Below are 23,248 nucleotides of genomic sequence, written 5' to 3'. Positions count from 1 at the left end.
CTTCCCTTCGCGGCTGGGCCTAACCTCTGGCACCTGCCCTGAAAAGGAGTTTGACCATGACCCGTAGCGCCCTCGCTGCCTTATTGTTTGCCGCATTGCTCGGCACCCAGGCGGTTGCCGCCGGCACCGGCCCGACCAACCCCAACCCGGACACCACCCCGACCACACCGTTGCCAGGCATCAACACCGGCACCGACCCCATCGGCACCCCACTGCACAAAGGCACCGACCCGCGCACCCAGGGCAATGACGCCGGGCGCCAGGGTGGTAGCGAGACCGATGGCAGCCGGCGCGAGCCGAAGAAAGACGGCAGCGGCTCGGAGAATGGTGGTGCAAGTGAAGGCGGCGCTGGCGGTTATTAGGCCGCTGCGCGGCCATCGCCGGCAACGCCGGCTCCCACAGGGTTGTGCATGCTTCAGACACATCAGGTTTAACTGTCCTGATATCCGAAAGCAATGATCGGGCTAGCCTGAAAGTTCATCTTCAGGAGACCCCACATGGACAGTCCAGCCTCCCATCGCCTCAGACGTGGGCGAGTATCGACACCTGGCGGTTTGTACGTGCTGACCAGCATCACTGAAAACCGCCAACCGGTTTTCACTGATTTTCACCTGGCTCGGCTGATGGTTGAACAGCTGCAATATGCACAGCATCAAGCCCTGGCGAAATCCTTGGCCTGGGTGATCATGCCCGATCATCTGCACTGGTTGATCGAGCTGCAGCAGGGAACCCTTGCATCCTTGGTACGGCGGGTCAAATCTCGCAGTACCTGCCTGATCAACAAGACCAGCCGGCGCACGGGGCGCTTGTGGCAACAAGGTTTCCATGACCGGGCGTTGCGCCGGGAAGAAGATATTCAGGCGGTGGCGCGCTATATCGTTGCCAATCCTCTGAGGGCGGGGTTGGTGTCTCGCATAGGTGACTACCCGCATTGGGATGCCATCTGGCTCTAGACCTCTGGGGGAATCGGAGCATGCACAACCCTGTGGGAGCCGGCGTTGCCGGCGAAGGGCTGCGCAGCAGCCCCAAGGCTACCACTGGCGCTTGTCCGGCCGGGTCAGGCCGAGCTTTTCGATCCGGTAGCGCAACATGTCCCGGCTCAGGCCCAGCAGCCGCGCCGATTTGGTGACGTTCCAGTCGGTGCGGTCGAGCATCTTGCGCACCATGTCGCGCTCCACTTCCGGCAAGCTCGCCGAGGCCATGGCCTCAGCATTGCCGAACGCTTCATGCACGGCAGGCGCCGGCATTTCCAGCGGCTCGTCGACCAGGCTCATGCACACGTTGAGCTGGTGCGGGGCGATCAGGTCCTGGGGCGCCAGCAATACCGTCTGTTCAAGCATGTTGCGCAACTCGCGCACGTTGCCCGGCCAGCTGTAGTTGAGCATCAACTCCTCGGCCTCGTCGCAAAAGCGCAGGTTGGGCTTGCCATAGCGTTTGCCATGCAGGGCAAGAAAATGCCGGGCCAGCAGCAGGATGTCTTCACCCCGGGCATACAGCCTGGGCACCTTGATCGAGATAATGCGCAGGCGGAAGAACAGGTCACGGCGAAACTTGCCCTGCTGGACCATCTGCTCCAGGTTGCAGTTGGTGGCGCTGATGATGCGCAAGTCGACCTTGCGCTCCTTCACCGCGCCAATCCGGCGAATGGTGCGGTCTTCCAGTAGCTTGAGCAACTTGGCCTGCAGCAGCAGGTCCATTTCGCCAATCTCGTCGAGGAACAAGGTGCCGCCGTCGGCCGCCTCGACCAGGCCCACCCGGCGATCCTTGGCATCGGTAAACGCGCCCTTCTCATGGCCGAACAGTTCAGCCTCCAGCAGGTTGGCCGGGATCGATGCGCAGTTGAACTCGATAAACGGCCCCTTGCTGCGCACTCCGTCAAAATGCAGGGCGCGGGCTACCAGCTCCTTGCCGGTACCGGTTTCGCCTTCTACCAGCACCGGCGGCAGGTCGCCGCTGGCCATGCGCCGCTCGGCATCGAGCAGTTGGCGGATGGTGTGCTTGAGGCCGAGCATGGCCGGTGATTCGCCTATCAGCGCCTGGCCACCTGATTTTTGCGCCTCGCGTTCCTGGTAGAACGACAGGGTGCGCTCCATGCGCTCGGTAGCCAGGGCCTTCTCCAGCATCAGTTTGAGCTCGGCCAGCACCACCGGTTTGGTCAGGTAGTGGAAGGCGCCCTCCTTCATCGCCAGCACGGCGTCTTCGACGTTGCCGTAGCCGGTCATCATGATCACCTTGAGCTCCGGCGCGCGCTGGGCCAGGGCCTTGAGCAGCTCGTGGCCGTTCATGCCCGGCAGCGAGTTGTCGGTCAGCACCGCATCGGGCTGACAGCGCGGCAGCTGCTCCAGGGCCTCTTCGGCGCTGTGACAAACCGTGACCTCAAAGCCTTTGCGCTCAAGGTAGGTCTGGATGTTCTCGGCGAGGATTTGATCGTCCTCAACCACCAGGATGCTCTGCTCCATGGTCCCCTCCCGCTGCAATATTGAAGATCAGGCACACGCGGGTTCCTTCCTCTTCGCGGCTGGCCAGGCTCACCGAGCCACCAAAACGTTCCATGATCCGCTTGACCAGTACCAGGCCGACCCCGAGGCCGCCCTGTTTGGTCGTAAAAAACGGCTTGAAGACCATCCGCTCCTGCTGCTGGGTCATGCCCTTGCCGGTGTCGCTCAAGGTCAGTTGCAGCTGTTTGCCGTCTTCCAGCGCCTGCACCACCACGCTCAGGCGCCCGCCGCTGGGCATGGCTTCAAGGGCATTGGCGAACAGACTGTTGAGAATCTGCGTCAGCAGCACCGGCTGGCTGATCACCCAGGCCGTTTCGGGCGTGTCGATTTGCACCTGGACCTTGTGCCGCTCCAGTTGCTGGGCAAAGGCATGGCGGGTGTCGTCGATCGCCGCCACCAGCTCGACCGCTTCGGCATCGTCGTTGACCGGGCGCAGCGACACCAGCAAGTCGCGCACCCAGCGCGACATGCGGTCGACCTGGCTGATGATGTCGCCAATGTTCTTCTGCGCCGGGGCACTGGCGATGTCCTGGGCAAGTTCGGCGCTGGAGCGGATATTGGCCAGCGGGTTGCGCAGGCTGTGGGCCACCGCCGAGGACATTTCGCCAAGGGCGACGAAGGTTTCGCTGGCCACCAGCTGGGTTTGCTGGGTCTGCAGCATGCTCGCGGCGCGGCGCACGATCCAGAACAGGCCGAAGTAGATCAGCGCCCCGCCGACCAGGGTCGAGGCCCAGATCAGCACATACCCGCGCTGGATGCGCCGCACCAGGTCCTGGGGTTCCTTGTACACCTCGACCATCGACAGCACCTTTTGCCCGTCGCTGTCGAACATCGGGATGTAGTTCTCGATGAACAGGTACTGCGGCGCGCGCTGGAACTTTTGTTCATCGCGGTCTTCATTGGCCTTGTGGTAGCTGGCCGAGACCGGCACTTTCGAGGCGAACGATTCATCCAGGTCGTCGTCGCCGACGATTTTCTCCCCGATCAGCTGCGGGTTGGTCGACCAGACGATGGTCCGGTCCAGGGCATAGACGTTGGCCAGCAAGGTGTCGGGCAGGTGTTCGACATGGTCTAGAAACTCCACCCGGGTGGACTCGGCCAGGGTCGGGCTGACCCCCGGGTGGTGCTGGTCCAGGCGCGGGTCGAGCAGCTCGCCCATGGTGGTGCCCGGCGGAATGCGCGAATGGCGCACTTCAGCCTGGGCCATGGCCTGGATGAACTGGGCGGTGAGCATGGCATCGCGCTCGACGCTGTCGGTGACCACGAAGCGGGTCGAGACATAGCCCAGCCCGCCTGCCACCGAAGCGATGATCAACAGGCTGACCAACGAGAACCAGCGCAACAGGTTGAACTGGCGCAAGGGTCGGTCGGCTGCCTGGCTGTCGAGGCCCTCATCGGCCAGTTTTCCGTTGAGCATCTGCATCGGGTCTGGTCCTGCCGTGGATGCTTCTTTTCTTAGAACTTATAGCCCAGCGTGCACACCGGCGTGGCACATCAAAACTAATGGCCACGGCGCCAGTGATAGTATTTTGCCTTTATGGCTGTTGGCGTTCGGCCTCCTGCTCGAGAAAGGCCAGCAAGGCTTGGCATTCGGCCCAACACAGGCTCAGATTTCGTTATTTATCAATAGTTTATTAGTTTTATCTAATGCAATTTAAGAAGATTATTGTTTGAACAACATCCCAGTCTTGGGTATTTTCCCTGTGTGAGCCGGTAAAGTCGGTTCCACCAGCATCCAATCAAAATAATAATATGTTTAAATTCAGATACTTATGATGATTAATTAAAGCTCTCTATCCGATAGTTCTTCACCACCCTGAACGTCAGCAACACACACGTACCCTGCCCCTCCTCGCTACTGAGCTTCACCGTTCCGCCAAAGCGCTCCATGATCCGCCGCACCAGCACCAGGCCAACCCCCAGTCCGCCTTGCTTGGTGCTGAAGAACGGCTTGAAGGCCATGCGTTGCTGCTCCTCGGTCATGCCCTTGCCGCTGTCGCACAACTGCAGGGTCAGGCCCTGGCGCGTTTGCCGGCGCCGCTCGACACGCAGTTCACCGCCTTCGGGCATGGCCTCCAGGGCGTTGGCGATCAGGCTGTTGAAGATCTGCCCGAGCAGTACCGGCTGGCACAACACCAGGGCCTGGGGCAACTCGCCCATCTGCAGGCGCACGCCCTGGCGCAGCAGTTGCGGGGCAAAGCCTTGCAGGCTGTCCTGCAGCACCCGCAGCAGGTCTACCGGCTCCGGGGTATCGTTCAAGGGCCGCAGCGACTGCAACAGCTCGCGCACCCAGTGGGACATGCGGTCGACCTGGCTGATGATGTCGCCGATGTTCTTCTGCGCCGGCCCCTCTTCGATCTCCTGGGCCAGTTCGGCGCTGGAGCGAATGCTCGCCAGGGGGTTGCGCAGGCTGTGGGCTACCGCCGACGACATCTCGCCCAGGGCCACATAGGTTTCGTTGTTGATCAGGCGCTTTTGCTGCACCGCTAACTGCCGGGCGGCGCGGCGCATGATGCCGTACAGGCCGATGTACACAAGCCCCGCGCCGATCGCCGTGGCCAGCCAGATCAGCAACAGGCCGCGTTCGATACGCAAAATCAGGTCGCGGGGCTCCTTGTAGATCTCGACCATGGCGGTGACGTTGCCGCCCTCGGCATCGAACAGCGGGATGTAGTTCTCGATGAACAACTGCTCGGGCGGGGTAATGAACTTCTGCTCGCTGCGCCCCTGGTCGACGTCGTGGTAGCTGGCCGAGACGCGCATCTTCTGGTCGAAGGCATGGTCAAGGTCGTCATCGGCGTCGATCATCTTGCCCACCAGCGCCGGGTTGCTCGACCAGATGACCATGCGGTCCGGGGCGTAGATATTGGCCAGCAACACGTCGGGCAGGTGGGCGATATGGTCGAGGAACTCGCCCCGGGCACTGCGCCGGGCCTCGGGGTCGACATCCGGGAAGGCCTGGTCCAGGCGCGGGTCGAGCAATTCGCCCATGGTCCGCACGTTGGGGATCGACACGTGGCGCACTTCGGCCAGGGCGATGGCCTGGATGAACTGGGCGGTGAGCAAGGCGTCGCGCTCGACGCTTTCGTTGATCACGAAGCGGCTGGAGATCAAGCCCAGGCCCACGGCCACTGAAAAGATGATCGCCAGGCTGACGAAGGCGTACCAGCGCAGCAGGTTGAACGGCTTGCGCGCGGCGGCCGGGGCCGGGCTTGCGAGCTGCAGGGACGACGAATCGAGGCGTGGCTGGCTGCTCATCACTGACTCCCGAATGAACGCTCCTTAGGTTATAGCCCAGCCCGCGCAATTCCCCCGCCCGCTTGCCCCACTTGCCCCCAACCCTGGGGCCAGCGACCCGAGTCGAGTGGCTCTGCCGACACCCTGTAACCGCACGCCAGGCCTTGCGCAGCAAGGCCTGCAGGGTCTTGAGAATAAATTGGTACGGATGTTGCCGATGCCTGTGCAGACGACCCAAGTCCATGGGCCCGATTGCAAGAGGGAAGACTCATGCACCGTCCAACGCCCCACCCACTGGCTCTGCTGATCCTGGCGAGCATTATCCAGGCACCGGCCCAGGCCGCCCTGTTCGAAGTAGACCCCGGCCCTTACCTGCCCGCTACCGGCGGCTTTGCTGCCTGGTACCAGGACACCCATGGCCGGGTGCTCGACCTGTGCCTGTCCAAGGCGGTCAGTTCGCGGGTGCCCGGCGCACCCGGGGCGCCGTCATACATGTGCGTGCTCAACCCCGCCCCCGGGGTGTTCGACGACACCCGGCCGATCAGCTTCCCGAGCAACTACCCCGACGAAACCTTCTGGTTCACCGCCGATGCCGCCATCACCGACGCCGCCAGCGGCATCGACCTGACCTACGGCACCGCCATCGAGGCCGCCTTCGCTGCCGAAGACGTGGTCGACGGTGACCAGGTCAGCTTTGCCCGGGTGCGTATCCGCGTCGACGTGCCCACGCCAGGCACCTACATCGTCACCCACCCCTACGGCGTCGAAGTGTTCGATGTACCGGCGGCCGGGCGGCGGGCAATCAACATGACCCGCGACATCGGCATCGGCGCGCCGAAAACCTACACCGGCGCGCTCAAGGGCGATGTCGGCCCGTTCCTGCGCGGTGCTGGTGGCCCCTACAGCGAAACCAACCCGGCCACTGGCGCCAGCGAACGCTTCATCGGCGACCCGAACCTGCAGGAAGCGGTGACCGGCAGCCCGTTCAACACCAACTTCGTGCGCATCGAGGGCCCCAACGGCCTGGATTTGCGTACCGAACTGTTCTCGGTCTCGGGCAAGCTCTCCACCGTCGCCCGCCCGACCCCGGTGATCGCCCAGCGCAGCACCTATTCGCGGCACAGCGAAAACGGCGACCTGCGCGCCCAGCAGGACCTGTTCGTACAGGCCCCGCCGCCACCGGCGACCGCCACCCTGGTCAGCCAGCCCCCCAACCTCAACCTCAGCGAGGCCAACACCACTGGCGCCTGGTACGCCCAGTCGGTGCTCAACCCGTCGCTGCCGCTGAACCTGCAGGTGACCGCCGACAACAGCCTGGCGATCCCCACCAGTACCCCGACCACCCTGACCCTGGCGCTGACCGACCTGGTGGTGATCGAGCGCGCCGAGTACAGCCTGGCCTCCGGGCAACTGTCCCTGGTCGCCAGCACCAGCGACGAAACCAGCCCGCCAGTGCTCAGCGCCCGCACCGGCAACGGCGCCACGATCGGCACCCTGAGCGGCAATGGCGCGGTCAAGACCCTCACCACCGGCCTGTCGCCGATTCCGCCCGCCAAGGTCACGGTGACCAGCACCAACGGCGGTAGCGACAGCGAAGAAGTGGTGCTCGTGCCATGAACACTCTTACGCCACGTCCCGTAGCAGGAGGCAGCATGAACAACTGGCCACGCCTGGCGCTCTGCGCAGCCGGGCTTTCCCTCTCGCTGGCCGGCACTGCCTGGGCCGGCCTCAAGGCGGTCGATCCCGGCCCCTACACCCTGGCCACCGGGCGTTACCCGATGTGGTACCAGGACCACGGCAACCTGTCGCTGGAGCTGTGCCAGTCGCGGGCGGCAAGCTCGCGGGTAGCGGTTTCGGTGCCGCCGGCCTACATGTGTACCTTGCTGCCGGAGCCTGGGGTGTACGACGACGCCCTGCCGCTGGTGTTCCCCGATAACTGGCCGCCGGAGATGTTCTGGTTTCTGGCCGAGACCGAAATCCCTGAAGTGGGCAACAGCGGTTACGAGCTGGAAGTCTATGTCGCCGGCATTGAGGCGGCGTTTGCCGCCGAAAACCCGGTGGACGGCGACCAGCAAAGCTTCGCCCGTATCCGTATCCGCGCCTCGGTGCCGCGCACCGGCACTTACGTGATCACCCACCCGTACGGGGTCGAGACGGTCAACGTCACCACCGCCGGGCGCCGCGCCATCAACATTACCCGCGACATCGGCATCGGCGCCCCGGGCAACTTCAGCGGCGTGCTCAACGGCGCGATCGGGCCGTTCCTGCGCGGCGTCGGCGGCCCCTACACCGAGATCAACCCGGACACCGGCGCCAGCGAAACCTACGTAGGCGACCCGAACATCACCGAAGCGGTCACCGGCAGCCCCAACAACACCAACTTCGTGCGCATCCAGGGCCCGGCCGGGACCATCCAGACCAACCTGTTCACGGTCTCCGGCAAGGTCCTCGACCCACGCAAGCAAACCCCTGCCGAACTGCAGCGGGCCAGCTACCGGCGCACCTCGGACGGCACCCGCGTCGAGGTGTTCGCCAAGGCGCCGAACAACGCCACGCTGTGCATGCGCGAGACCCTTGCGCTGGTGCCGGGCACCCCGCCCTCGCCCTGCCAGTTCAACCTGCTGGCCGACAACAATGGCCTGTTCTTCGCCCAGCACCTGAGCAGCGCCGCACCGCCGCCAGTCATCGTCGTCACCGCCAGCGACCCGACCGGCGCCACCCGCCCCACCGCGCTGTCGAGCAAGCTCAGCGACGTAGTCAAGGTCACCACCGCCCGCTATGACTGGGCCAACAAGCGCCTGCGCATCGAGGCCAGCTCCAGTGATGAAGTGCAGGTGCCCGACCTGGTCGCCCAGGGTTACGGGCGGTTGTCGAAGTCCGGCACCCTGCAGACCCTGACGGTCAACGAGCTGAGCCAGCCGCCTGCGATCGTGACGGTGAAATCCGCCGCCGGCGGCAGCGACAGCGAGCCGGTGGTGGTCATCGGCAATGCCCCGGTCGACGCCGCCAACCAGCCGCCAGTGGCCCAGGCCGACGTCGGCAGCACCCGCGTTGGCGTGCCGCTGAGCCTGAACTTGCTGGCCAACGACAGCGACCCTGACGAAAACGTGCCGCTGAGCATCAGCGACCTCACCCAGCCGGCCACCGGCCAGGGCACGGTGGTGCTCAACGGCACCACGGCCGTCACCTACACCCCACCGGCAGTGGTCAATGCGCCGCTGGTGGCCACCTTCACTTACCGTGCCCAGGACAGCAAAGGGCTGAAATCACCCGTCACTAACGTCACTGTCAATGTCGCCGCCAACCAGCCGCCGCTGGCTGTCAACGACACCGCCAGCACCCTCGGCGTGGCCTTGCCGATCAACGTGCTGGGCAACGACAGCGACCCGGATGGCAACGTACCACTGACGGTCGCCAGCGTTACCCAGCCGGCGCTGGGCCGCGGCACGGTCAGCACCGACGACAACCAGGTCACCTACACCCCGCCGGCAGTGATCCTGGCCGCGTTCAGCACCACCTTCACCTACATCGCCCGCGACAGCGCAGGTGCCCTGTCGGCACCGGCCACGGTCACGGTGCAGGTGTCGCCACGGCCACCGGCAGAGAACTTCACCGTCACCGCCGCAACGGTCACGGCGCGAGCTGGCGGTCGCTTTACCTGGGATATCTCCGGCACCACCTCGGCGATCCTGCTCAACGCCGTCACCGTGCAGGTCAGCACCCCGACCGGCCTGGTCAGCCTGGGCACCACCCCGGTACCGCTGACCGGACGCTGGCGGCTGAGCGTCACCAACAGCGTCGCGCCGAGCACACCGGCACCGACGGCAACCGTCACCACCAGCCTGGGCACCGTGCGCACTGTGCCGGTCACCGTGCAGTAACCACAGGAGAACGACCATGGCGCGCCTGACCACCTTGCTGCTGTGCCTGAGCCTGAGCGCTCAGGGCGCCCTGGCCGACGACCTGATGGACAACGCTGACCTGGCCATGGGCAGCGACCTGGGCGAGCTGTCGATGCAGCCACTGGCGCCTTCAAGTGGCCAGCAGGCACTGGTCGAGCAGAACGGCCAGAGCAACCGCGCAGCGATTGGCCAGGACGGCCAGGCGCTGCTCGGGCGCATCGTCCAGCAAGGTGGCGCGCAGGAGGCGTACATCCTGCAACAAGGCAACGACCTGATGGCCTCGATCAGCCAGCAGGGCTATGGCAACAGCGCCTCGATCAGCCAGAGCGGCAGCAACAACCGCGCGCAGATCGAGCAATACGGCAACAGCAACAGCGCCAGCATCGAGCAGGCCGGCAGCGGGCTTTCCAGCTCGGTGATCCAGGCCGGCAACGGTCAGCGCGTGCAGGTCAACCAATACCGTTAAACCTGGAGGCACCACCATGTTCAAGCTCGCTCCCTTAAGCGCCGCCATTGTCCTGGCCGTGGCCGGCCAGGCCATGGCCGACGACAGCCTGTCGACCCAGAACCAGTTCGGCACCGAGAACATCGCCGAGGTCAAGCAGACCGCTGCGCCGCTCAGTACCACTACCCAGAACCAGTTGGGCCTGGGCAACAACCACGCCGCCAAGCAGGACGGCGGCAACAGCCAGATCCAGCAAAGCGGCGCCGGCGACTACAACGCCGGCTACGCCGAGCAGTTGTACGAGTTCGGCAGCCAGATCAACCAGCAAAACGCCGGGGCCCTGAACAACACCCACGCCAGCCAGTCGCTGGGGGTCGAGAACAGCGCCCAGCAGACCCAGCAAGGCACCGGCAACTTCTCGTTCATCTACCAGGACACCCAGGCCGGCAGCCAGGGCACCACCTTGCAATTCGGCGATAACAACCGCGCCTTTGTCGAGCAGCAGTACGGAGGCGGCGGCAACAATGCCCTGAGCATCCAGGCCGGTAGCGGCAACTACAGCGCCGCCGAGCACCTGAACTACAACAATGGCCAGATCGGCATCTACCAGGCCGGCGATGACAACTGGGCCTATGGCGATCAGCGCGAAGGCCAGGATGGCAGCGTCACCATCAGCCAGACCGGCAGCGCCAACTCCAGCGAAGTCTGGCAAGACACCCAACTGGGCAGCCAGGCCACGGTGACCCAGTACGGGCAAACCAACGAAAGCGTGCTCGACCAGAGCTTCGGCGAGGGCAATGTGGCCAGCATCACCCAGGCCGGCAGCCTCAACGCCAGCTATGCCGACCAGTTCGGATCGCAGCAGTCGACCACCACGGTGTTCCAGAACGGCCAGGGCAACGTCCACTACACCTACCAGAATGGCGACAACCACGTGCTCACGGTGAGCTCCACCGGCACCGGCAACAAGATCCTCGCCAGCAACTGGAAGGGCGACAAGTTCGGCGGCCAGTTCGGCAGCGCCCAGCGCGCCGAGGTCAACCAGAACGGCAGCGGCAACAGTGCCAACTTCACCCAGGACGGCAGCACCCAGCTCGCCCGCCTGAACCAGAACGGCAGCGGCAACAGCGCCGAACTTGCCCAGGTCGACAACAACAACGAGCTGTATTTTGAACAGAACGGCAGCGACAACCTGCTGATCGCCGACCAGCGCGGCACCGCCAACTACGCCACCGGCGTCAGCAGCGGCGCCGGCAACAGCGTCAAGGTCGAGCAATCGGGCAGCGGCAACCAGAGCTACACCTGGCAGCTGTACGGCGACAACAACCAGGCAAGCATCAAGCAGACCGACGGCGTCAACGTCGCCTACGTGACCCAGGGCGGCTCGGCCAACCAGGCGATGGTCGACCAGAGTGGCGCGAACATGGCCGCGACCATCCAGCAGTTTGGTGCGGGTAACCAGGCGACGGTGTTGCAGCAGTAATTAATTCGGGGCCGCTTCGCGCCCCATCGCCGGCAATCTGATTCTCCCCCCTTGACCGTGACTCGCCGACAGGCTGGTCACGGTTCTTTTTTTGCCCTTATAATGCGAACAATTCGCAACTGCATCTTTCATGTTTCAGGATCCCCGGGTGCCCCCTACCTCCCCCGCTCCCCAGCAACAGCTCCATGGCCTCTATCGCGATCACCACGGCTGGCTGCAGGCCTGGCTGCGCAAGCGCCTGGGCGACCGTGAGCGCGCTGCCGACATCGCCCACGACACCTTCCTGCGCCTGCTGGTCAGCGGCCGTTTGCCCGGCCACGACGAGGGCCGCAGCTACCTGGTGCAACTGGCGCGCAACCTGGTCATCGACCAGTGGCGCCGGCAACACATCGAGCAGGCGTACCTGGCCAGCATCGCCCACCTGGGCGAACCGCAAACGCCGTCGCTGGAGACCCGCGCGATGATCCTGCAAACCCTGCAACAGATCGACCAGATGCTCGACAGCATGCCGGCCAAGGTGCGCAGCGCCTTTTTGCTGTCGCGCTTCGAAGGCCTGGGCTATGCCGAGATCGCCGAGCGCCTGGGGGTCACCGTAAGCTCGGTGCAAAAGTACATGATCCGCGCCATCCAGGCCTGCTACCAGGTGCTCTACAGCGAATGAGCGCGGCAAACGATGCACCGATCGACGCGGCGATTGTCGAGCAGGCCAGCCACTGGCTGATGCTGCACTGGGACGGCCCGCTGGATGCCGGGCAACGCCTGGCGTTTGCCGATTGGCAAGCGGCCGATGCCGAGCACCGGCGCGCCTGGCAACGCCTGCAAACCCTGCAGCAGACCCTCGCCGCCGTGCCCGCGCAAACCGCCCGCAGCGTGCTCGAAGAGCGCCAGAGCCGGCGTTCGCTGCTGCGCCAACTGTGCGTCGTGCTACTGCTGGGCGGCAGCGCTTACCTGGGGCAGCGCCATCTGCCCTGGCGCGAGGCAATGGCCGACCAGCGCAGCGCCCCCGGCGAAGTGCGCCGCCTGCAACTGGCCGATGGCAGCCAGTTGCTGCTCAACAGCCGCAGCAGCGTCAACATCCAGTTCAGCGCACAAGAGCGGCGCATCCACCTGCTCGAAGGCGAGCTGCTGCTGACCAGCGGCAAAGACCCAAGGCCGCTCAAGGTCCAGACCCTGGCCGGCGAAGTACAGGCCCTCGGTACCCGCTTTGCCGTGCGCGAGCTGCGGGGTGGCAGCCGCGTCGAGCTGTTCGAAGGCGCCTTGATGATTCAACCCGGAGCGGGCACCGAGCAGTTGCTCACGGCCGGCCACGGCCTGTGGTTCAACCGCCAGGGCTGCGGACCACAGCATCCGGCCGATAGCAACAGCATTGCCTGGGAGCACGGCCGGCTGATTGCCGAGCGCCAGCCGCTGGGGCGCTTTCTCGAGGAACTGGGCCGCCATCGGCGCGGGGTCATCCGCTGCGAGCCGGCCATCGCCGAACTGCCAATCACCGGCGTATTTGCCCTCGCCGACAGCGAGCGCACCCTCGCCGCCATGCAAGACAGCCTGCCGATCCGGGTGCACTACCTGAGCCGCTACTGGGTGACCGTCACTGCGCGTTGACCGCCCGTGCTTGCACTTTCGCAAAAATAACTGCGCAAGCCGTTGTCGGTTTGCGCCGCTCGTTCGGGTTAGTCATCAAAGCTAACCAATACGCATTCTCAAAGGAGTCTTCGGGATGCCGAACCTGCCGCCCCCCTGCCCGTCCCCCCTGAGCTTGGCAATCCGCAGCGGATTGCTCGCCGGCCTGCTCGGCAGCGCCTGCTGCAGCCTGGCCATGCCCGCCCAGGCCGAAGCTGCCCGCCAGGAACAACGCTTGTACCAGATTCCCGCTGGCACCCTCGACCAGGCCCTGACCCAGTTCGCCGCCAGTGCCGGCCTGCTGCTGTCGGTGGATGCGCGCCTGACCGCCGGCAAGCCGTCGCTGGGCCTGCAGGGCCATTACGCGCCGGCCCAGGCCTTGAGCAAACTGCTGGCCGGTAGCGGCCTGAGCGCCTACTTCAGTGACGACGGCCGGGTGCTGATCGAAAAGTCCGCGCACGCCAGTGATGCCCTGGAGCTCGGCGCCACCCGGGTCAAGGGCCAGGCCGAGGACGACGGGCTCAAGGACTACGGCGTGCCGCGCTCGGTGGAAACCCGCAATCTGGAGCAACTGGAGCGTTTTCGCGGTCGCTCCAATGCCGACCTGCTCGCCGGCATCGCTGGCGTGCAGACCTCCGACGGGCGCAACGGCGGCGGCATCGAAGTCAACATCCGCGGCATCCAGGGCCAGGGCCGGGTGCCGATCAAGGTCGATGGCAGCCAGCAGTCGCTGGATGTTTACCGCGGCTACGCCGGCACTGCACAGCGCGCCTACATCGACCCGGACCTGATCAGCAGCGTCACCGTCAACAAGGGCCCGAGCCTGGACGCCGGTGCTTCCGGCGCCATCGGCGGCTCGGTCGAGATGCAGACGCTGACCGTCGATGACATCCTCAAGCCCGGCGAGACCACCGGCTGGCGCCTGCGCGGCTCGCTGGCGGACAACAGCAGCGCCGACGTCCCCAGCGACTATCGGGTGCGCCCACGCACCGAGCGCAACGACCTGCTGCACGCGCACGACTGGTCGCGCAGCCTGGCCTTCGCCCACAAGGACGAAGCCTTCGATGTGGTCGCCGCCTACGCCGAGCGACGTAACAACAACTACTTTGCCGGCAAGCACGGTTATTCGCGCTACGACACCTCGGTAATCAGTGGCGGCGCCCTGGTCGATGCCAACACCGTGGCACGCAACTACTGGCCCGGCGAAGAGGTGCTCAACTCCAGCACCCACAACAAATCCTTCATGCTCAAGGGCACCCTGTACCGCGACAACGGCCTGGAGCTGGGCCTGGGCTACCGCTACATGGATTCGAGCTTTGGCGAAATCATGCCCTCGCAGATTGGCCGCTCAGGCCCGTCGATGACCCAGCCACTGGGCGACTTCAAAAAAGACATCGACCGCTACGACGAAGCCTTCTGGATGAGCGCCGCCCCCGAGTATTACCAGCAATGCTCGGCCATCGCGGCCCCGGTGCCGGACGGCGACAATATGTGGGACAGCACCGGCTGCTTTGTGCGCGAGACCCTCGACCCGGTCTACGACTACAGCGGCGCCAACCAGATGATCCAGTTCAAGCCCGGCAACATGAAGCTGCACACCCTCACCAGCGAGTTCAAATGGCGCCCCGAGGACGACAGCCTGGCCCGCTACATCGACCTCAACGGCCATGCCTGGGCAACCTTCGGGCGCAGCATCATGTACAACAACGTCGGCTTTACCGCGCCGCAACGCGGCCAGGGCTATCAGGACGAGCAAAGCGAGCACTACCGCCAATCGCTCAAGTCCGACCTGAGCAACCTCAAGGTCGGCACTGACATCAGCAACACCAGCCGCCTGCTGACCGGCAGCGGCGACTACGCCCTGACCTATGGCGCCTCGTACCAGTACGAAACCATCGACCCGAGCCGCAAGCCGTGGCAGGACGACCTGGAAAACAACCGCATCGAACGCAATGGCTATCGCCACGAATACAGCCTCAGCACCGCCCTGGAATACAAACCGGTCCCGCAGCTGACGTTCACCGCTGGCGGGCGCTACAGCGGTTACCGCATCTATGACCGCAACCGCCAGGCGCTGTATGCCGCGCCGGCCGGGGCCGGCCCCGACGAGCCATGGTGGAACGCCGAATTTGCCGGCTTCGCCGACAATGCCGAACTGTCTGGCCACGGCTTCGCCCCGGCCTACAGCGTCAGCTATGCCTTTACCCCCAATGTCATGGCTTACGCCCTGTACAACCAGGGCATGCGCATGCCGTCGCTGTTCGAGACCACTCTGGGCAGTTGGTCGGCAGAACCGAACTACGACTTGCGCCCGGAGCGGATGAAAACCTTCGAGGTCGGCGCATCGTTCAAGGGCAGCAACCTGCTGCTGAACAACGACCAGGCCGGGTTCAAGCTGGCCTACTTTCACAACACCATCGATGACATGGTCACCCGCAACTACCGTTACAACCCCAAGGGCCGCCCCGGTTTCAACGGCGAGTTGAAGATCCGCAACGTCGACAGCTTCACCACCCAGGGCATCGAGCTGCAAAGCCACTACGACAGCGCCTGGTGGTTCGCCGACGCCTCGTACGTCTACAACATCAAGGCCGAAACCTGCGACCGCGCCTTTGCCCAGGCCCTGCGCGACGGCGGCAAGAGCGAAACGCCGGACTGCACCACCGGCGGTTTCCAGGGTTCCTACACCAACACCCAGAACCCGCCGCGCTACAGCGTCAACCTGGTGCTGGGGGCCAAGGCCTTCGAGCAGAAACTGGCCAGTGGCATACGCATGCGCTACACCAGCGGGCCGATGTACGTGCTGGACAAAAGCTGGCACGTAGGCACCACCACCCCACAGCAGCACTACCTGGAAGCGCGCATCTATGATTTTTTTGCCGACTACCAGGTCAGCGATGAACTCAAGGTCAGTTTCAATGTTTACAACTTTACCGACCAGTACTACCTCGACCCCATGTCGCAAAGCATGATGCCAGCACCCGGCCGCACCTCAAGCCTGGCAGCATCCCTACAGTTCTAAAGGCCTTTTGCCATTAATCTGTCGGAATCGCCGTAGCAGGGTTTTACCGCCCTGCTTCGTTAATATTTTATTTTTCTCCTTAAGGGTTTACACGCGAATGGTAATTCTTATCATTCTCGACTTACCGAACGGCCCGGCCCTTCCGTCCAGGCCGTTCACCCTTTGTTTCAGGAGAGATCTGACATGGTGTCGCGCTTCAACCTCAGCCGCTTGAGCATTGCCTTGCTGGCCACCCTGGGTTCCACGGCACTGGCCGCAGCGCCCTTGGAGCTGCAACCGGATGACGTCCAGGTGCAGCCCACCGACCTGCCAGTGGACGGCAGCCGCCAGGCGATCGAGCTGGAGAACACCCGGGTGCTGGGCACCGCCGAAGAGGAGCTCAAGCAAGCGCCAGGCGTGTCGATCATCACCGCTGAAGACATCAAGAAGCGTCCGCCGGTCAACGATCTTTCCGACATCATCCGCCGCGAGCCGGGGGTCAACCTCACCGGCAACAGCAGCAGCGGCGCGCGTGGCAACAACCGCCAGATCGACCTGCGCGGCATGGGCCCGGAAAACACCCTGATCCTCATCGATGGCAAGCCGTCGACCTCGCGCAACGCCGTGCGCTACGGCTGGAGCGGCGACCGCGACACCCGCGGCGAAACCAACTGGGTGCCGGCCGAAGAAGTCGAACGCATCGAGATCCTCCGTGGCCCTGCCGCCGCGCGCTACGGCTCGGGTGCCATGGGCGGTGTGGTCAACATCATCACCAAACGCCCGACCCAGGACCTGCGCGGCTCGATGACCCTCTACACCATGCTCCCCGAGGACGACTCCGAAGGTACCGGCAAGCGGGTCAACTTCAGCCTCAGCGGGCCGCTCACCGACAGCCTGATCTTTCGCGTGTACGGCAACCTGAACAAGACCGACGCCGACGACATGAAGATCAACTCGGCGCACCAGGCCTATGAAGAATCGCTGATGGCCGGCCGCGAAGGTGTGCGCAACAAGGACATCAACGGCCTGCTGAGCTGGAAGATCGACCCGGCCAACACCGTCGACCTGGAGTCCAGCTACAGCCGCCAGGGCAACATCTTTGCCGGCGACACCATGCTCAACGCCGGCGGCGAGTTCGTCGAGAGCCAGGTGGGCAAGGAAACCAACGTCATGCAGCGCTCAAGCTTTGCCCTGACCCACCGTGGCGACTACGACTGGGGCACCTCCACCGCCTCGCTGTCCTACGACCTGACCCGCAACGAGCGTCTCAACGAAGGCCTGGCCGGCTGGGGCGAAGGCGCGCCATCGGGCGGTGCCGGGCGCTTCGAGTCGCGCCTGCGCAACACCCGCGCCACCGGCGAGATCAACCTGCCGCTGAGCATGGGCCTGGAGCAGGTGCTGACCCTGGGCGGCGAGTACCTCTACGAGTCGCTCAACGACCCAGGTTCGCTGCGCCCGCAAAGCTATGACCCGGGTGCCGAGCTGCCGGGCTTTGACCGCACCCAGACCAAATCCACCGCGCGCAGCTTTGCCCTGTACGCCGAGGACAACATCGAAGTCGGTGAAAACACCATCGTCACCCCCGGCCTGCGCCTGGACCACCACGAAGACTACGGCGACAACTGGAGCCCGAGCCTGAACGCCTCGCACCAGATCACCGAGGCCCTGAGCATCAAGGGCGGCATCGCCCGCGCCTACAAGACCCCCAACCTGTACCAGGCCAACCCCAACTACCTGCTGTACAGCCGCGGTACGGGCTGCAACTCCGGTGAAGTCAACAACGGCGGCTGCTACCTGCTGGGCAACGCCAACCTCGACCCGGAAACCAGCGTCAACAAGGAACTGGGCCTGGCCTACGACAAAGGCACCTGGCGCACCAGCGCCACCTACTTCCGTAACGACTACAAGAACAAGATCGAAGCCGGCAACCAGACCTTGTTCCGCCTGCCCAACGGCCGGCGCATCCTGCGCTGGGAAAACACCGGCAAAGCCGTGGTGCAAGGGGTCGAGGGCAACCTGTTCGTCGAGCTGACCCCGGCGCTGGACTGGAACACCAATTTCACCTACATGATCGAGTCCAAGGACAAGAAAACCGGCGAGCCGCTGAGCATCATCCCCGAGTACACGGTCAACTCGACCCTGGACTGGAATGTCACCGACAAGCTGTCGTTCCAGCTCAACGGCACCTACTACGGCAAGCAGGAAGCGCCAACCTACAACGCCCGGGCCAATGAAACCCTGGACAAGAAGGTGCAGAAGGACGTCGATCCCTATGGCATTGTCGGCATCAGCAGCGGTTACGAGTTCACCAAGAACCTGAGCATGCGCGTGGGCGTCAACAACCTGTTCGACAAGCGCCTGTACCGCGAGGGCAACTCCGATGAAGCCGGGGCACTGACCTATAACGAAGCGGGCCGTTCGTACTTCGCCTCGTTTACCACGTCGTTCTGATGGAGTGAGTGGGGGGTGGAAGCTGGCCTCGCAGGTCTCAGGCCGAGTCATTCACCCCGACAAGCCACAACTCAAGTGCGTAGGAATTTTCTACAATTCCTACCACAATTTTCAACGCCTCTATACTTCCCATACTCTTGCAACCTGATTCGACGTATCGTTGGCGACTCGCCGGCTCCGGCCCGATTCGTCTTCCTGAATGATTCAGGAAACGGCCTACCCTCTTCGTCAAGGAGTTGCGCCAATGCCTACGGTACTGATCGTCGATGATCACCCCACGATTCGCCTTGCGGTGCGCATGCTGCTCGAGCGCGAACGCTACGAAGTGGTCGGCGAAACCGGCGACGGCGTGGCTGCCGTGCAGATGGCCCGCGAACTGCGCCCCGATGTGGTCATCCTTGATATCGGCCTGCCCGGGCTCGATGGCCTGAGCGTGATCAAGCGCCTGCACCTGCTGGAAAAAACCCCGAAAATCATGGTCCTCACCGGGCAACCGGCCAGTTTGTTCGCCCGTCGCTGCCTGGATGCCGGCAGCTCCGCCTTCGTGCACAAAGACGAGGACCTGGAAGCGCTGGTATTCGCCTTGAAAGCCATGGTCAAAGGCTACTCGACCTTCCCCGACATGTCGGCCAACCGTGGCCCGCTGGGTTCTGAAGAAGAACGCCTGGGCAGCCTGTCGCACCGCGAGATGGAAGTGCTGCGCATGCTCGCGGCCGGGCTGTCGAACAACGAGATCGGCGAACGTATGCTGCTGAGCCCGAAAACCATCAGCACCTACAAAAGCCGGATCATGGAGAAACTTCAGGTAGGATCTTTCGTCGAGTTAATGGCTCTGGCCACTCGTAACCAGGTGATCTGAGCCCGTCATGAACATCCGCCCTGCTCTGCTGGCCCTGGTGCTGGGCTGCCTGCCGCTGTTGCTGCTCGACAGCAGCCTGGCCGATGAGCCCGGCGAGCTGCGCACACTGCTGGCGCGTTCGGTGGTCGGCGGCGAAGGCGTGGCCCTGTCAGCAGATGACCGGCGCTGGCTGAAGGAAAAAGCCGTGCTGCGCCTGGGGACCTCGCGCCCGGACTACCCGCCTTTTGATATCAACGTCAGCCAGAACGAATACGAAGGCCTGACCGCCGACTACGCCGGGCTGATCAGCGAGCTGCTGGGCATCCGCGTAGAGGTTCGCCGCTACAACAGCCGTCAACAGGCAATCACTGCCCTGCACACCGGGGCCATCGACCTGCTCGGCAGTTCCAATGGCTTTGAAGCCGCCGATGCGCAACTGGTGCTCAGCCAACCCTATGCCGACGACCTGCCGGTGATCGTCACGCCCCAGGGCAAAACCCGCGCCGTCGATGACGAGCTGGACGGGCTGCGCCTGGCCATGGTCGATCACTACCTGCCGGACGAAGAGGTCCAGCACCTGTTTCCCAAGGCCCGCCTGCAGCTGTACTCCTCGACCATGGCCGGCTTGTCGGCAGTGTCACTGGGCCAGGCCGATGCCTTTCTCGGCGATGCCATCAGCAGTGACTACCTGATCGGCAAGAGCTTTCAGGAAAGTGTGCAGATCTCGCACTTCGTCAGGCACGAGCGCGAAACCTTCGCCTTTGCCCTGGCCCTGGGCAACGACCGATTGCTGCGCTTGCTCAACCAGTCGCTGGCCGTCACCAGTGAAACCGAGCGTCTGAACATCCTGCGCCGCTGGAGCAGTGGCAGCACCAGCATGCTGCTCAACCGCGGGGCCCTGCCGCTAAATCCTCAGGAGCAAGCGTGGATCGAGCAGCATCCGGTGGCCAGGGTAGTGTTCAACAAGTACTACGCACCGTTGACCTTTTATGACGACCAACAGCAACTGCGCGGCATCAGCGCCGACGTGCTGGAACAAATCAGCTTGCGTACTGGCCTTAAGTTCGAGTTCATCGAAGCCGATCCTGGTGCCGCAACCATCGCCTTGCTTGAACAGGGAGATGCCGACATTGCCAGTACCCTGGTCCCCAGCAAACAGCGCGAGGCCCGCCTGCGCTTTACCCGGCCATACATGCTCAGCCCGCGGGTACTGGTCACTCGCGCCGAACCTGACGCCGTGCAAGGTATCGAACAACTGAACGGCAAGCGCCTGGCGATCATCCGCGACTACCCGTTAAAGCCACTGTTGCAGGCGAATTTCCCCGGAGTCCGGCTGGTCGAGGTCGATAACCCCCTGTCATTGATGGAGCATGTCGCCCAGGGCCAGGCCGATGCCGCCATCAGCTCGCAGGTCAATGCCGCCTACTTCATCAGCCGACTGTTCAAGGATCGCTTGCGCATTGCCTCATTGTTCGGCGACCAACCGGTGATCGGTGCCTTCTCCACCACACACTCTGCGAGCGTGCTGCATGCAATTCTCGACAAGGCGCTGCTGAGTATCGAGCCGGACGAGCTGGCGCAACTGACCAACCGCTGGCGCACCAACGCGCTGATCAGCGATAGCCCCTGGTACAACTACCGCTCGCTGATCTTGCAGATACTTATCGTCGCCGGCTTGCTGATCGCCTGTGTGGTGTTCTGGAACCGCTACCTGCGCAACCTGATCCGCCAGCGCAGCGAAGCCCAGCAGGCATTGCAACATGAGCTGGGCTTCAGCAAACGCCTGCTCGAAGAGCTGCGCCTGGCCAAGGACCAGGCCGACGATGCCAGCCGCGCCAAAAGCACCTTTCTGGCGACCATGAGCCATGAAATCCGCACGCCGATGAACGCGGTGATCGGCCTGCTCGAGCTTGCGGTCAAGGACGCCGAACAGGGCCGCGCCGACCGTGCGTCGCTGCAGGTCGCCTTCGACTCGGCCAATGGCCTGCTGGCGCTGATCGGCGACATTCTCGACATCGCCCGCATCGAGTCCGGGCACATGCAACTGAACGCCGAAGCGACCGACCTGACTACCCTGGTCGCCGCCACCGTGCGCGTGTTCGAGGGCAATGCGCGGCTCAAGGGCCTGGCCTTGGTCACCGACCTGCAGCCCCTCGACGAAGGCCTCATGGTCGACCCGCTGCGGCTCAAGCAAGTGCTGTCGAACCTGCTGGGCAATGCCCTGAAGTTCACCGAGCAGGGCCAGGTGCAAGTCACCCTGCGCTACGGCCCGGCGCAACCCGGGCAACTGCGCCGGGTGCTGCTGAGCGTGCAAGACAGCGGCATCGGCATCAGCGCTGCAGACCAGGCGCGCTTGTTCCACAACTTCGCCCAGGTGGGCGAGCAACCCGCGCGCCAGGGCACCGGCCTGGGCCTGGTGATCAGCCGCACCCTGTGCGAGCTGATGGGCGGCCGCCTGAGCCTGAGCAGCAGCCCGGGCCGCGGCACCCGCGTCGATATCGAATTGCAACTGGCGCTGGCGACGGTGGTGCACGCCCCGGTGGCGCCGATCGAGCAAGCGCCAGCCACGCAGGCCTTGAACATCCTGGTGGTGGACGACTACCCGGCCAACCTGATGCTGCTTGAGCGCCAGTTGAGCGTGCTCGGCCATCAGGTCAGCCAGGCCGGCGATGGCCAGGCGGCGCTGGGGTTGTGGCTGCAGGGGCAGTTCGAGGTAGTCATCACTGATTGCCATATGCCCGGCATGGACGGCCATCAACTGGCACGGCGCCTGCGCAATGAGGAGCAGCAACAGCAACGCCAGCCCTGCCTGATCCTCGGCCTGACCGCCAACGCCCAGGCCGAAGAGCGCGAGCGTTGCCTGGCCAGCGGCATGAACGATTGCCTGTTCAAGCCGATCGGTCTCAATGAACTGCGCCGTCACCTGACCGGCATCGACAGCCCGGCTGCGCCGGTAGTGGCAAGCGATAACCTTGAAGCACATGCCAGCGGCTTCGAGGTCGACAACCTCAGGTACCTGACCCTGGGCGACCCGCAACTGGTCGAACGCCTGCTACGGGAACTGGCCCAGAGCAACGGCGACGACCTCAAGGCCCTGCGCGCCCTCGGCCCGACGCCCACCCGCGATGCCTTGCGCAGCCTGGCTCACCGGATCAAGGGCGGCGCCAAGATGCTCAAGGCCCGGGGCGTGGTGCAGCGCTGCGAAGCGCTTGAGCAAGCCTGTGTCGGCGACGCCGGTATCGAGCACCTGCAGGCCCTGGCCAGGGCCCTGGAACTGAGCCTGCAGACCCTCGAGACCGAGCTCAATCAGCGCGTCAGTGCAACTGCAAGGTCGAGTTGATCTGGCTGATCGCATCGACCACATGCTGCGAGCCCTGCTGGATTTCCAGAATCACCTCACCGGCTTCGTTGGCCAGCTCCACGCCAAGGCCCGTGCGGCTCAGGCTCGACTGCATGCTGGCCACGGCAGTCAACGACAGGTCGTGGTTCTGGCGCACCACTTCGACGATCTCCAGGGTCGCCTTGCTGGTGCGCGCCGCCAGGTTACGCACCTCATCGGCGACCACCGCAAAACCGCGGCCGTGCTCGCCGGCGCGGGCCGCTTCGATGGCCGCGTTGAGGGCCAGCAGGTTGGTCTGGTCGGCGATGCTGCGGATGGTCTGGACGATCTGCCCGATCAGTTCCGACTGTTTGCTCACCGCATCGATACTGCGCGCGGCGGCGTTGAGGTCCTGGGAGATTTCCTCGATCACCTGCACGGTTTGCTGCACCAC

15 protein-coding genes and 1 pseudogene are annotated in these 23,248 nt (G+C 64.2%); 12 read left to right on the top strand and 4 right to left on the bottom strand.

Annotation, left to right across the window (positions count from 1 at the left end):
* Positions 1-56 precede the first annotated feature (56 nt).
* Together LOY34_RS12160 and LOY34_RS12155 are read left to right on the top strand one after the other, a co-directional pair.
* The gene (locus tag LOY34_RS12160; protein ID WP_195883914.1) at positions 57-362 is read left to right on the top strand and encodes a hypothetical protein; all 306 of its coding nucleotides are present in this window, start codon (positions 57-59) and stop codon (positions 360-362) included.
* A 135-nt stretch (positions 363-497) separates the two neighbouring features.
* A complete protein-coding gene (locus tag LOY34_RS12155) occupies positions 498-953 on the top strand; it encodes an REP-associated tyrosine transposase (RefSeq protein ID WP_195883913.1) in 456 nt (151 codons plus the stop codon).
* A 78-nt stretch (positions 954-1,031) separates the two neighbouring features.
* Here the strand turns inward: LOY34_RS12155 and LOY34_RS12150 are convergent, their stop codons facing one another.
* The 3 genes from LOY34_RS12150 to LOY34_RS12140 form a co-directional block, all read right to left on the bottom strand.
* Positions 1,032-2,459: a sigma-54 dependent transcriptional regulator gene (locus LOY34_RS12150; protein ID WP_195883912.1), complete on the bottom strand. Its 1,428-nt coding sequence runs from the start codon at positions 2,457-2,459 to the stop codon at positions 1,032-1,034.
* Positions 2,434-3,921 (bottom strand): ATP-binding protein, encoded by a 1,488-nt coding sequence (locus tag LOY34_RS12145; RefSeq protein ID WP_195883911.1) that lies wholly within the window; start codon positions 3,919-3,921, stop codon positions 2,434-2,436. Before LOY34_RS12145 ends, LOY34_RS12150 begins: the two co-directional genes overlap by 26 nt.
* 356 nt (positions 3,922-4,277) lie before the next feature.
* Positions 4,278-5,756, bottom strand: a complete 1,479-nt coding sequence (locus LOY34_RS12140; protein ID WP_195883910.1) for a HAMP domain-containing sensor histidine kinase — start codon at positions 5,754-5,756, stop codon at positions 4,278-4,280.
* Positions 5,757-6,005: 249 nt separating this feature from the next.
* Between LOY34_RS12140 and LOY34_RS12135 the strand changes: the two genes are divergently transcribed.
* From LOY34_RS12135 to LOY34_RS12090, 10 genes are all read left to right on the top strand, one after another.
* Entirely contained in the window at positions 6,006-7,352 is a 1,347-nt protein-coding gene (locus LOY34_RS12135; protein ID WP_258664908.1) for a hypothetical protein, read from the top strand.
* A 35-nt stretch (positions 7,353-7,387) separates the two neighbouring features.
* Complete coding sequence (locus LOY34_RS12130; protein ID WP_195883908.1) at positions 7,388-9,616, top strand: Ig-like domain-containing protein; 2,229 nt, start codon at positions 7,388-7,390, stop codon at positions 9,614-9,616.
* Positions 9,617-9,632: 16 nt separating this feature from the next.
* A complete protein-coding gene (locus tag LOY34_RS12125) occupies positions 9,633-10,103 on the top strand; it encodes a curlin (RefSeq protein ID WP_045198721.1) in 471 nt (156 codons plus the stop codon).
* Positions 10,104-10,119: 16 nt separating this feature from the next.
* Complete coding sequence (locus tag LOY34_RS12120; protein WP_195883907.1) at positions 10,120-11,565, top strand: curlin; 1,446 nt, start codon at positions 10,120-10,122, stop codon at positions 11,563-11,565.
* A gap of 148 nt (positions 11,566-11,713) precedes the next feature.
* On the top strand, positions 11,714-12,226 hold the full coding sequence (locus LOY34_RS12115) for a sigma-70 family RNA polymerase sigma factor (protein ID WP_258664903.1): 513 nt from the start codon (positions 11,714-11,716) through the stop codon (positions 12,224-12,226).
* Complete coding sequence (locus tag LOY34_RS12110; protein ID WP_258664899.1) at positions 12,223-13,167, top strand: FecR domain-containing protein; 945 nt, start codon at positions 12,223-12,225, stop codon at positions 13,165-13,167. The genes LOY34_RS12115 and LOY34_RS12110 overlap by 4 nt, the downstream gene beginning before the upstream one ends.
* A 115-nt stretch (positions 13,168-13,282) precedes the next feature.
* Positions 13,283-16,207, top strand: a complete 2,925-nt coding sequence (locus LOY34_RS12105) for a TonB-dependent receptor (protein ID WP_195883904.1) — start codon at positions 13,283-13,285, stop codon at positions 16,205-16,207.
* Between the two features lie 183 nt (positions 16,208-16,390).
* Positions 16,391-18,637, top strand: a complete 2,247-nt coding sequence (locus tag LOY34_RS12100) for a FepA family TonB-dependent siderophore receptor (RefSeq protein WP_195883903.1) — start codon at positions 16,391-16,393, stop codon at positions 18,635-18,637.
* Positions 18,638-18,881: 244 nt separating this feature from the next.
* Positions 18,882-19,496 carry a response regulator transcription factor gene (locus tag LOY34_RS12095; RefSeq protein WP_045198714.1) on the top strand — a complete coding sequence of 205 codons (615 nt, stop codon included), beginning with the start codon at positions 18,882-18,884 and terminating at the stop codon, positions 19,494-19,496.
* A 7-nt stretch (positions 19,497-19,503) separates the two neighbouring features.
* Positions 19,504-22,815: a transporter substrate-binding domain-containing protein gene (locus LOY34_RS12090; RefSeq protein ID WP_195883902.1), complete on the top strand. Its 3,312-nt coding sequence runs from the start codon at positions 19,504-19,506 to the stop codon at positions 22,813-22,815.
* On the opposite strand, the pseudogene LOY34_RS27505 reads toward LOY34_RS12090, so the two are convergent.
* A pseudogene (locus LOY34_RS27505) lies at positions 22,790-23,221 on the bottom strand (methyl-accepting chemotaxis protein); the annotation flags it as partial. The gene LOY34_RS12090 and the pseudogene LOY34_RS27505 overlap by 26 nt on opposite strands.
* Positions 23,222-23,248 lie beyond the last annotated feature (27 nt).

The sequence above is a fragment of the Pseudomonas sp. B21-009 genome (genome assembly GCF_024749345.1).
Taxonomy (GTDB): Bacteria; Pseudomonadota; Gammaproteobacteria; order Pseudomonadales; family Pseudomonadaceae; genus Aquipseudomonas.
The sequence above is the reverse complement of the archived record's forward strand: the minus strand, read 5'-3'. Positions and strand labels throughout refer to the sequence as shown.

Bases quoted from the DNA above. Each gene is read 5' to 3' on its own strand.
- LOY34_RS12090 (WP_195883902.1), top strand. From the start codon at position 19,504: ATGAACATCCGCCCTGCTCTGCTGGCCCTGGTGCTGGGCTGCCTGCCG.
- LOY34_RS12110 (WP_258664899.1), top strand. From the start codon at position 12,223: ATGAGCGCGGCAAACGATGCACCGATCGACGCGGCGATTGTCGAGCAG.
- LOY34_RS12140 (WP_195883910.1), bottom strand. From the start codon at position 5,756: ATGAGCAGCCAGCCACGCCTCGATTCGTCGTCCCTGCAGCTCGCAAGC.
- LOY34_RS12150 (WP_195883912.1), bottom strand. From the start codon at position 2,459: ATGGAGCAGAGCATCCTGGTGGTTGAGGACGATCAAATCCTCGCCGAG.
- LOY34_RS12160 (WP_195883914.1), top strand. From the start codon at position 57: ATGACCCGTAGCGCCCTCGCTGCCTTATTGTTTGCCGCATTGCTCGGC.
- LOY34_RS12125 (WP_045198721.1), top strand. From the start codon at position 9,633: ATGGCGCGCCTGACCACCTTGCTGCTGTGCCTGAGCCTGAGCGCTCAG.
- LOY34_RS12105 (WP_195883904.1), top strand. From the start codon at position 13,283: ATGCCGAACCTGCCGCCCCCCTGCCCGTCCCCCCTGAGCTTGGCAATC.
- LOY34_RS12130 (WP_195883908.1), top strand. From the start codon at position 7,388: ATGAACAACTGGCCACGCCTGGCGCTCTGCGCAGCCGGGCTTTCCCTC.
- LOY34_RS12155 (WP_195883913.1), top strand. From the start codon at position 498: ATGGACAGTCCAGCCTCCCATCGCCTCAGACGTGGGCGAGTATCGACA.
- LOY34_RS12145 (WP_195883911.1), bottom strand. From the start codon at position 3,921: ATGCAGATGCTCAACGGAAAACTGGCCGATGAGGGCCTCGACAGCCAG.
- LOY34_RS12100 (WP_195883903.1), top strand. From the start codon at position 16,391: ATGGTGTCGCGCTTCAACCTCAGCCGCTTGAGCATTGCCTTGCTGGCC.
- LOY34_RS12095 (WP_045198714.1), top strand. From the start codon at position 18,882: ATGCCTACGGTACTGATCGTCGATGATCACCCCACGATTCGCCTTGCG.
- LOY34_RS12135 (WP_258664908.1), top strand. From the start codon at position 6,006: ATGCACCGTCCAACGCCCCACCCACTGGCTCTGCTGATCCTGGCGAGC.
- LOY34_RS12120 (WP_195883907.1), top strand. From the start codon at position 10,120: ATGTTCAAGCTCGCTCCCTTAAGCGCCGCCATTGTCCTGGCCGTGGCC.